Origin of the sequence: Mycetocola tolaasinivorans (assembly GCF_003667565.1) — a bacterium.
Lineage (GTDB): Bacteria > Actinomycetota > Actinomycetes > Actinomycetales > Microbacteriaceae > Mycetocola > Mycetocola tolaasinivorans.
This window is the reverse complement of record NZ_RCUX01000013.1, coordinates 72,788-82,986: the sequence shown is the minus strand read 5'-3', so window position 1 is coordinate 82,986 and position 10,199 is coordinate 72,788. Positions and strand designations below refer to the sequence as shown.

The following is a 10,199-nucleotide window of genomic DNA, read 5'->3' as shown; positions in this document are numbered from 1 at the left end:
AGAAACTGAAGCTGGTGAACGCCGTCCAGGCGATCAACTGGAACCGCATCGAAGACGAGAAGGACGTCGAGGTGTGGAACCGCCTCGTCAACAACTTCTGGCTGCCCGAGAAGGTGCCGCTGTCGAACGACGTGCAGTCCTGGGCTACGCTGACCCCCGAGGAGAAGCTCCTCACCATGCGTGTGTTCACCGGTCTGACCCTGCTGGACACCATCCAGGGCACCGTGGGTGCCGTGTCGCTGATCCCGGATGCGCTGACCCCGCACGAGGAGGCCGTCTACACGAACATTGCGTTCATGGAGTCGGTGCACGCGAAGTCGTACTCCTCGATCTTCTCGACCCTCGCGTCGACGAAGGAGATTGATGAGGCCTTCCGCTGGTCGACCGAGAACCCGCACCTGCAGAAGAAGGCCCAGATCATTCTGGACTACTACCACGGTGACGACCCCCTGAAGCGCAAGGTCGCCTCGACCCTGCTGGAGTCCTTCCTGTTCTACTCGGGCTTCTACCTGCCGATGTACTGGTCGAGCCGTGCGAAGCTCACCAACACCGCTGACCTCATCCGCCTCATCATTCGTGACGAGGCCGTGCACGGGTACTACATCGGCTACAAGTTCCAGATCGGTTTCAACAAGGAGACCCCGGAGCGCCAGCAGGAGCTCAAGGACTACACGTTCAACCTGATGTATGAACTGTACGAGAACGAGGTTCACTACACGCAGGACCTCTACGACTCCGTCGGCCTGACCGAGGACGTCAAGAAGTTCCTGCACTACAACGCCAACAAGGCGCTGATGAACCTCGGTTTCGAGGCCATGTTCCCGAAGACCGTCACCGACGTGAACCCGGCGATCCTGTCCTCGCTCTCGCCGAACGCCGACGAGAACCACGACTTCTTCAGTGGCTCGGGTTCCTCCTACGTCATCGGTAAGGCCGTTGTGACCGAGGATGAGGACTGGGACTTCTAAGCACCTAGGCTTCGTCAACAACACGAAAAGCCCCGGAATCGCAGCAGTGCGATTCCGGGGCTTTCTTCGTGCCCGGAACCCAGCCGGTGCTTCCGGGCAGAAAAACTGAAAATACCCCTTTACCTTCTCGCGGGAACAGACCATTCTTGGAGTCAAAGCGAAAGGACACCATGACCGAGCTGATCATCGGCGACGTACTCGACGCTCCGGGAACGCCGGCAAAGATTGACGCACGTAAGTTCAACCGGCACACCTTCTGGTGCGGTCAGAGTGGAAGCGGCAAGACGTACGCGCTAGGCGTGGTGCTTGAGCAGCTCCTGCTGCACACCGAGCTGCCCCTGCTGATCCTGGATCCCAACGCCGACTTTGTGCGTCTGCGCGAGACCCGCCCCACGGCGAGCGATGCCGCGAATGAGCGCTGGGGCGACCTCGACATGCGGGTGTTCCGCTCCGGCCGGGCCGAGGGCGAGCGCCTGCTCGTGCGCTACGTGGACCTGTCTCCGGCGGCGAAGGCCGCGGTGCTGCAGATCGACCCGATCGCCGACTCCGAGGAGTACAACGTCCTGTTGCACCTCGACCGCGAAACCACGGGGTTTGACGCCGCGGGCTTTGACACCGCCGAAATGGTGCGCAAGCTGCGTGAGAGCGGCGACAAGTGGGAGGGTCGCCTCGCCAACCGGATGGAAAACCTCCAGGTGCTCGAATGGGAGCTGTGGTCGCGCGGTGCCCACTCGGTGACCGACGTCATCGATGAGCGTCCCCGCGCCACCGTGCTCGACCTCGGCGGCTTCGATCATCCGGCCGAACCCAAGGTGGCCGCCCTCGCCGTCCTCGAACACCTCTGGGAGCGTCGCGAGGAACGTCGCCCGATGCTCATCGTGATCGACGAGGCGCACAACCTCTGCTCGCCCGAACCCGTCACCGCGGTCGAAAAGGCACTCACCCAGCGCCTCATTCAGATCGCCGCTGAGGGACGCAAATTTGGCCTGTGGCTGTTCCTCTCCACCCAGCGCCCCACCAAGATCCACCCCAACGTGCTCTCCCAGTGCGACAACCTCGGCCTCATGCGTGTCAACGCACCCCGCGACCTCACCGAGCTCGCCGAGGTGTTCGGATTCGTCTCCGAAGACCTCATCCGTCGCGCCCAGGGCTTCGCGCAGGGCCAGAGTCTCTTCGCCGGCGGCTTCATCGCCGAACCCACCGTCATCCAGATGGGCGAACGCCTCTCCGAGGAGGCCGGCGGAGACGTGAGGGTGCCGCTGCGCGGTTGATGCGGGAACACACCTCGCGGAGCACGACCCTGCGCCGTTTTCCGCGTTGTCCTCGTTGGTTGCACGATTGATGGCCCCGGTCTACCGTTACCCGTGGACGCGCGAAAGCGCTCCACCTCCGAGGCCCGTGTACCCACACGGGCCTTCGTGCTTCCTGGGGCCTGTTTGCGACCAACAACTAGTCAGCGAGATTTGCCACCTCGGCGCTGTCGATCTCTGAGAATGGAGCAGTATCGGGGTTTACGGCGGAGAACGTGTCATCGCCGGTGGAGATGTAGGTCCCGGCCGATCCGCCGAGGATGTAGAAGGCCCCGTCGTGACTCTTACCCGCGAAGATGAGATAGCTTTCTTGAGTCTTGAGTGGGTCTTCTTCGCGGACTTTATAGGTGACGCCGTCAACGACTCCGCCGGTTTGCAGGATGACGATCTCCTGTCCTACCCCTACAGCGCCCTTGTGCACCGTGTCTACGCGAAAGGTGACCGCGGTGGCCGGAACGCCCTCATCGTCAGCGATTACCCTCTTTTGTTCCTCCTCGGACAGGCCGAGTATGGGGTTCTCTTGAGCCGTGTCTCCCTCATAGCGAGGCGTCAGCACGGTGGGCTCGGAGGACAGGGCCGTGCCCTCGATGATCAGATCTGCGCTCTGGGTGAGAGAGCCAGCGTCAAAGGGGGGATAGTCAGCCATGAGCTCAACCGTGGCACCCGCACCGGGTGTGGTCGAAGGGTTCGCTGCACACGAGGCCAGGACGGCGATGGCGACAGTAGCAATGACAAACCTGATGGTCCGCATCCTGGGATCTCCTCTCACCTGTCGTACCCGTTCGATTCGTTGACTTCAGCGGTGCTTGGACTCGTACAAGACGAGCCCGAGGGCAACTTGTGTGGTCTTTCGGCGGGGCAACGCCTGGGTCTTGTTGGAGCTAGAATTTGCCACGCGCAGAAACCTCCATTTTCAGGCCTTCCACACCAGTGTGAAAAGTTCCCCACAATATATTCTGAGCCGGGACGAAAGGCAAGATTTTTTGAGTGGCTCCCGTCTACCGTTACTCGTGGACGCGCGAAAGCGCTCCACCTCCGAGGGCCGTGTACCCGCACGGGCCTTCGTGATTCTTAGGGGCTGTTTGCGACCAACAACTCTCCTCTCGATTTCACGGAGGCGGGTATTTTGCCGGGCTCAACCCGTGCGCTCGTAGAACCGGAATCAGCGTGTACGAATGCACCCCGCACCCAGCCAAACCGGACTACTCTGGGCACATGAGCAACCTCATCAGCGCGGCCGAACTCGCCGCCCTTCTGGAGACCGATGCCCCCGTTCGCGTGCTGGATGTGCGCTGGCGGTTGGACAAGCCGGACGGCCACGAGGACTACCTCGCCGGGCACATCCCCGGGGCCGTTTTTGTGAACCTCGATACCGAGCTGGCCGACCCGCAGGGCGACCCCGCACTCGGCCGGCACCCGCTGCCCACCCTGGAGATTCTGAACGACGCCGTGGCGCGCTGGGGAATCAACCCGGGCGACACGGTCGTGGCCTACGACACGTTTGCCTCGCTGCCGTCCGCGCGGGCCTGGTGGGTCCTCGCCGACGCCGGCTTCACCAACGTTCGGGTGCTGGATGGCGGCCTCGCGGCCTGGCAGGCTGAAAACGGCACGCTGGACACCGGCGAGGTGCGGCCCGAGGCGGGCAGCCTCGTGCTCACCGAGCTGGGCCACAACACCGTTCTCGACGCCGACGGTGCCGCGGCGCTAGCCGCATCCGGCGTGCTGATCGACTCGCGCGCGGGGGAGCGCTTCCGCGGTGAGACCGAGCCGATGGATCCGCGTGCCGGACACATCCCCGGTGCCGTCAACGTGCCCTCCGGCACCTACCTGGAAAACGGTCATTTCCTCGCGCCCGAGAAGCTGCGCGAGGTGTTCGCCGCGGTGGGCGCGACCGCGGGCGCCGAGATCGGCACCACCTGCGGATCCGGAATCACCGCCGCCCACACCGCCCTCGCGCTCTCCGAGGCAGGGCTGCCCGCGGCGATCTTCGCCGGCTCCTGGAGCGCCTGGTCCCGCGACCCCGAGCGCCCCGTGGCCGTGGGCGCGTAGCCCAGACACACGAAAGCGGGGCCGGAGAGAAATCTCCGGCCCCGCTTTCGTCGTAAAAAAGTGCGTTACCGCTACAGCTCCAGGTTGGAGTGCTCGCCCAGGTGGTTGCGTCCTGGGCGCTGGCGGTTGTTTTTCGAGGGTATGGTTACAGCTCCAGGTTGCTGTGCTCGCCCAGGTGGTGCCAGGTGCGGTTGTGGTACACCAGCGGGCGTGACTCGGTGGCGTCGGCCTCGATGCTGCCGGCCTCGGGGGCGTTTGCCTGGAGGGCGTGCACAACCACAACGGTGGAGGCACCGGCGCGCAGCGAGTTGACGACGCGGCCGCGGATCCAGGTCTGTGCGGCCGGATAGAAGGGCTCGCCGGTGATGAGGCGCGACCAGATGGAGGTGTCTTCGAAGCGGTCGATGCCGCTGGTGGCGCCGAGCTTGGCGATGTCGAGCTGGTCGGCGCCGAGGAGGTGCACCACGAGGGTATCGGCGGCGATGATGGTCTTGGCACTGGAGGAGAGGTCGGAGACCGAGAACACCAGCAGGGCGGGGTCGGCACTGACGGAGAAGACCGAGGTGACGGTCATGGCGACCGGGCCGGTGCCGTCATCGGCGGTGACCACGGCGACACCCGCGGGGTGGTTGCGGAACGCGGCCTTGAAGTCATCCGGAGCAAGGCCCGCATCAAATCCCAGGGTTTCCTCCGTGGTGTCGGCGGGGTCGTGGGTGATGGGCGACAGAACGTTCGCTGCGGTAGTCATCTGCTCGGGTTCTCCTCTATCCATATCGGTATCTACCGTCAGGCGGCGGTTTTTATTCCCGCTCGCGCGAGTTGATACAGGTTCCACGATGGACCCGCTCGCAAAATGTCGCAAACTGCACGTAGTTATGAGACGAATTGTGAAGCTATAAGACACGAAACGGGGCGTGTCTCCGAGGGAGGCACGCCCCGTTTGGCGGCGATGGTGCGCGCTAGCGCTGATCCAGCGCCTTGGTGATGCGCTGCAGCGATACCGACTGGCTGGTGCCGAGGTGCTGGGCGAACAGGCTGATGCGGAACTCCTCGAGCATCCAGCGTGCCTGCACCAGGTTCTCCGGCGCGTGTTCGGGCAGCGGGATGGTACCGCCGGCCTGGGTGAAGCGGGCGGTGGCGGTTTCGATCTCGTTCTGCCAGGCGCGATCCCGGTTCGCGTTGTCGGCGAGGCGGGAGGCGCGGTGCGTGATCCCCGAAAGATAACGAGTGATATCTCTCATTCGGGCCAGCCCCGTGCGCGAGACGAATCCCGGGTACACGAGCCCCGCGCGCTGCGCCTTCATATCGGTGAGCGCGGGCAGCAGGGTCAGGCTCGTCGCCTTGCTCAGCGCCTTATCGGCCTCGCGGGAGGCGGTCAGGATGCGCGCGGTCAGCGAGACCGTCTCGAACATGCCGTTCATGATGGCCTGGGATACCCGATCCCGCACTTTCTCAAACTCGGCGCGCATGAAGATCGCGCCGCCGGGCACCACGCGCTGCAACACATCGTCGATGCACGCGGTGAGGCAGTCATCAAACAGCGCCGGGGTGTTCTGATACGGGCTCGCGGCCAGCGCCAGCTTCTCCGGGGCGGTCAGGTGGTTCTGCACGTACGAAACCGGCGAGGCCGTCTGCAGCTGCAGCAGGCGGCGCACACCGCCGGGCAGCTCGCGCAGCTGATCGGCCTCGGTGGCCATGATCCGCACCTCGACGCTGTCGCCGCGGTCCACGAGCGACGGATAGCCGCGCACCACGTGCCCGCCCTGATCGCTGTCGATGAAGCGCGGCAGCTCGTCGAAGTCCCAGCTGGTGAGGCCGCGACGCTCGATCGGATCGGCCGTGCGTGCCTGAGCCACCTTCGCTACCTGGGTGCGGGTCTTCGTGGCCAGGCGCGATTGCAGCACCGTGAGGTCCTTATCGCTGCTAAGGGTGCGGCCGCGCTCATCGATCGCGCGGAACGTGATCTTGAGGTGGTCGGGCACGCGGTCGAGCTCGAAGTCGGCCGCCTCAATCGGGATGTATACGGCGCGCTTGATCGCGATCGCCAGGCGCGCAGTCAGGGTGTCATCCTGGGTCGCGGTCGGCTGCGGCACCTCGGTGGGGAGGTCGGCGAGCAGGCGCGCGGCCCAGTCGGCCGCGGGCACCACGTTGCGGCGAATATGCTTGGGCAGCGACTTCAGCAGCGCGGTCACGAGCTCGGCACGCAGGCCCGGCACCTGCCAGTCAAAGCCGATCGGCGAGAGCCGGGGGAGGAGCGCGAGCGGCACCATCACGGTCACGCCGTCATCCGCGGTGCCCGGCTCAAACCGATAGCGCAGCTTCAGCGTCTGATCACCCTGCGACCAGGTCGGCGGGAACAGGCCCTCATCAACGTCATCGGCATCCTCGGGCAGAAGATCCTCGGCACGCATGGTGAGGAGCTTCGGCGTGCTGGCCGCGGCCTCACGCCACCACTTCTCAAACCCGCGCAGATCGGCCACCTCGGCCGGAATGCGCGCGTTATAGAAGTCGTACACGGCCTCGTCATCAAAGAGGATGTCGCGGCGACGCGTGCGCTCCTCGCGCTCGGCGAGCTCGCGGCGCAGACCGGCGTTCTGGCGGTCAAAGGCAAAGAGCTTCTGGTTCAGCCGCTTGAAATCGGCCTCGCGCTGCACCAGAGCATGGCGGATAAAGAGGTCACGCGAGAGCTCCAGGTCGATGCGTGCGTACTGCACGCGGCGACGCGGAATGATGGGCACGCCATACAGCGTGACCTTCTCATACGCGACGACCGAGCCCTGGGTTTTCTCCCAGTGCGGTTCCGAGTAGCTGCGCTTGCAGAGATCCGGGGCGATGGCCTCGGCCCAGGCCGGATCGATCTTTGCGACGGTGCGCGCAAACAGGCGGCTGGTCTCGACCAGCTCGGCGGCCATCAGCGCGTCGGGCTGCTTCTTGATCAGCGCCGATCCCGGGAAGATCACGAAGCGCGCCTGACGCGCACCCACGTAGTCGCCCTTGCGGCGCGGGCCGGGCGTCGCCGCGGCACCACGCTTCTTGGCGGCCTGCGCCTGCGCGGCGGCCGCCTCGTCCCGGATACCGATCTGCGAGAGCAGACCGGAGAGGATCGAGCGGTGGATGCCGTCCGGGTTGGTGGCGGGGTCGCCGACGCTGAGGCCCAGCTGCGAGGCCATCCGGCGCAGCTGGCGGTAGACGTCCTGCCACTCGCGCACGCGCAGGTAGTTGAGGAACTCGGCCTTGCACATGCGGCGGAACGCGCTCGAGGAGAGCTCCTTCTGCTTCTCCTCGAGGTAGTTCCAGAGGCCCAGCAGGCTGAGGAAGTCGCTCGTGGGGTCGGCGAAGCGCGCGTGGAACTCATCGGCCTGCTGGCGCTTCTCGACCGGGCGCTCGCGCGGATCCTGAATGGTGAGGGCCGCGACAATCGCCATGACCTCGCGGGTCGTGCCGTGCTTCTTCGACTCCAGCACCATGCGGGCAAAGCGCGGATCAATCGGCAGCCGGGCGAGGTCACGACCGGTCTTGGTGAGACGCGGGGTGGTGCCCGGGCGCTGGGTGATCGCGCCGAGCTCGGTGAGGAGGTCGAGGCCGTCCTTGATACCGCGGGCCTCGGGGGCCTGCAGGAACGGGAACGCGGCGATATCGCCGAGCCCCAGCGACACCATCTGCAGGATAACGGCGGCGAGGTTTGTGCGCAGCACCTCGGGTTCGGTGAACTCTGGGCGCTTGTTGAAGTCCTCCTCCGAGTACAGCCGGATCGCGATACCCGGGCTGGTACGCCCGGTACGGCCCGAACGCTGGTTCGCCGAGGCCTGCGAGATCGCCTCGATCGGCAGTCGCTGGATCTTCGCCCGCACGCTGTAGCGCGAGATGCGGGCGGTCCCCGCGTCGATCACGTACTTGATGCCCGGCACGGTGAGGCTGGTCTCGGCCACGTTGGTCGCGAGGATCACCCGGCGGCGCACCCCCGCGGTGTTCCCCGGTCGGAATACCCGGTGCTGCTCCTCGGCGCTCAGCCGGCCGTACAGTGGCAGGATCTCGGTGACACCGGTAGCGCCGGCATAACGGGCTCGCAGGGCGTCGGCGGCATCGCGAATCTCCGCCTCACCGGAGAGGAAGACCAGCACGTCACCGAGGGATTCGCGGGCCAGCTCATCCAGGCCATCGATGATGCCCTCAATGTAGTTGCGGTCATCGCGGCTCGGGGTATCGGTGTCCTCGTCCTCCTCGGCGTTCTCGTCGGCCACCAGCGGACGGAACCGGATCTCCACCGGATAGGTGCGGCCCGAGACCTCGATGATCGGCGCATCGTTGAAGTGCTTCGAGAACGACTCCGGGTCGATCGTGGCCGAGGTGATGACGACCTTGAGATCCGGGCGCTTGGGCAGCAGCTGCTTGAGATATCCCAGCAGGAAGTCGATGTTGAGGCTGCGCTCATGCGCCTCATCGATGATGATGGTGTCGTAGCGCTTGAGGAGCCGATCGTGGTGAATCTCGTTGAGGAGAATACCGTCGGTCATCAGCTTGATCTTGGTGCTCGCGCTCGCCTTATCGGTGAATCGCACCTGATAGCCAACGGTCTCGCCGACCTCCTCACCCAGCTCCTCGGCGATGCGCTCGGCGATGGTGCGCGCGGCAATTCGGCGCGGCTGGGTGTGCCCGATGCTCTCACGCCCCAGCTCCAACAGAATCTTCGGCAGCTGGGTGGTCTTTCCCGACCCGGTGGAACCGGCAACGATCACTACCTGGTGGTCGCGAATGGCATCGGAAATATCGGTGCGCTTCTGCGAGACGGGCAGCTCGGCCGGGAACGTAATAACGGGAGACATAACGTTCCATTCTACGTCTTTTCGCGCCGCCCGCGCGTGTCCACGGTCGGATCCGCTCGGGCGGAGAACTATGCCGGAACCAGCGGCAGGCTCCCATCGAGTACCCGGACGTCGCGGGCACCGGCCAGGGCGAGGGCCAGGGCGGTGGCGCTCGCGGTGACCTCGCCGCCATCGGCCGTGATGATGGGGAGGCCCGAACGCAGCGCGGGGGCGTAGAGCTCGCGCAGCCGCGCATCGGAGACGAGGGTGTGATCGCTCGCGCGGGTGATGGCGGTGAGCGGCACACTCAGCGCGTGATCACGTGGGCCGGTGCGGGGCAGGGCCACGCGCGAACCGCTCACCACGGTGACCGGGGTGAGCGCGCTCTCGGCCCCCACGGAGACGGGATCAACCCAGAGCTCGGGGCGCGGCGTGGGCACAAACTCCGACCGGGGCAGGACGACCGAACCCGTGCCTGTCTCGACGGAACGGTGCTCACTCAGCCAGGCGGTGAGCCCGCCATCGAGCACCGCGACCTCGTCGAACCCGGCGGTGCGCAGGAGCCACCACAGCCGCGCGGCCCACTGACCGCGCTGGGTGTCGTAGACCACGACCCGGCTCTCCGGGGTGATTCCGAGACGGGCGACGGCGGCCGCGAGGCACGCGGGATCGGGGCGGTGCAGCCCCGGGGCATCCGGGTGGGAAAACTCCGAGAGGAGGTCCGCAAAGCGGGCACTCGGGATGTGGCCGGAGCGTTCGAAGTGGGCGCGCCCGCACCGATAGTCGCCGTCTTCGGACACCATCACGGTGGCGTCGATGACGACCAGGGCAGAGCTGCCGAGGTGGTCGGCGAGCCACTGAGTGGAGACGACGGGACTTTCGAATACGGGAGACATGTCTCAACGGTAACCCGCACATCCGACGTCGTCGAGGGCCACGCAATACGCGGTAACCGTTCCCGGCCGACTCTGCGTCGGTGCATAGCTCGCGCAAAGGTTTCGGGCCCGAGGGGTGGCGATCCAGGCGCCTACCCCGAACGGCCGCCCATACCGCACCCCCACCTAAAACCC

At 65.7% G+C, this 10,199-nt stretch carries 7 protein-coding genes; 3 read left to right on the top strand and 4 right to left on the bottom strand.

Features of this window, described 5'->3' with window-relative positions:
* Positions 1-968, top strand: a 968-nt coding sequence (nrdF, locus tag D9V32_RS14450; RefSeq protein WP_245982346.1) for a class 1b ribonucleoside-diphosphate reductase subunit beta, incomplete at its 5' end; no start/stop codon positions are given.
* Between the two features lie 170 nt (positions 969-1,138).
* Positions 1,139-2,239: an ATP-binding protein gene (locus D9V32_RS14445; protein WP_121649621.1), complete on the top strand. Its 1,101-nt coding sequence runs from the start codon at positions 1,139-1,141 to the stop codon at positions 2,237-2,239.
* A 178-nt stretch (positions 2,240-2,417) separates the two neighbouring features.
* On the opposite strand, the gene D9V32_RS14440 is transcribed toward D9V32_RS14445, so the two are convergent.
* Positions 2,418-2,924 carry a hypothetical protein gene (locus D9V32_RS14440; protein ID WP_147440498.1) on the bottom strand — a complete coding sequence of 169 codons (507 nt, stop codon included), beginning with the start codon at positions 2,922-2,924 and terminating at the stop codon, positions 2,418-2,420.
* A 569-nt stretch (positions 2,925-3,493) separates the two neighbouring features.
* On the opposite strand from D9V32_RS14440, the gene D9V32_RS14435 reads away from it, so the two are divergent.
* Entirely contained in the window at positions 3,494-4,327 is an 834-nt protein-coding gene (locus D9V32_RS14435) for a sulfurtransferase (protein ID WP_121649619.1), read from the top strand.
* 145 nt (positions 4,328-4,472) lie between these two features.
* On the opposite strand, the gene D9V32_RS14430 is transcribed toward D9V32_RS14435, so the two are convergent.
* From D9V32_RS14430 to D9V32_RS14420, 3 genes are all read right to left on the bottom strand, one after another.
* On the bottom strand, positions 4,473-5,075 hold the full coding sequence (locus tag D9V32_RS14430; RefSeq protein ID WP_121649618.1) for a flavin reductase family protein: 603 nt from the start codon (positions 5,073-5,075) through the stop codon (positions 4,473-4,475).
* A gap of 211 nt (positions 5,076-5,286) precedes the next feature.
* A complete protein-coding gene (hrpA, locus tag D9V32_RS14425) occupies positions 5,287-9,222 on the bottom strand; it encodes an ATP-dependent RNA helicase HrpA (protein WP_281272141.1) in 3,936 nt (1,311 codons plus the stop codon).
* Positions 9,219-10,025 (bottom strand): sulfurtransferase, encoded by an 807-nt coding sequence (locus D9V32_RS14420; protein ID WP_121649616.1) that lies wholly within the window; start codon positions 10,023-10,025, stop codon positions 9,219-9,221. Before D9V32_RS14420 ends, hrpA begins: the two co-directional genes overlap by 4 nt.
* Positions 10,026-10,199: the final 174 nt, after the last annotated feature.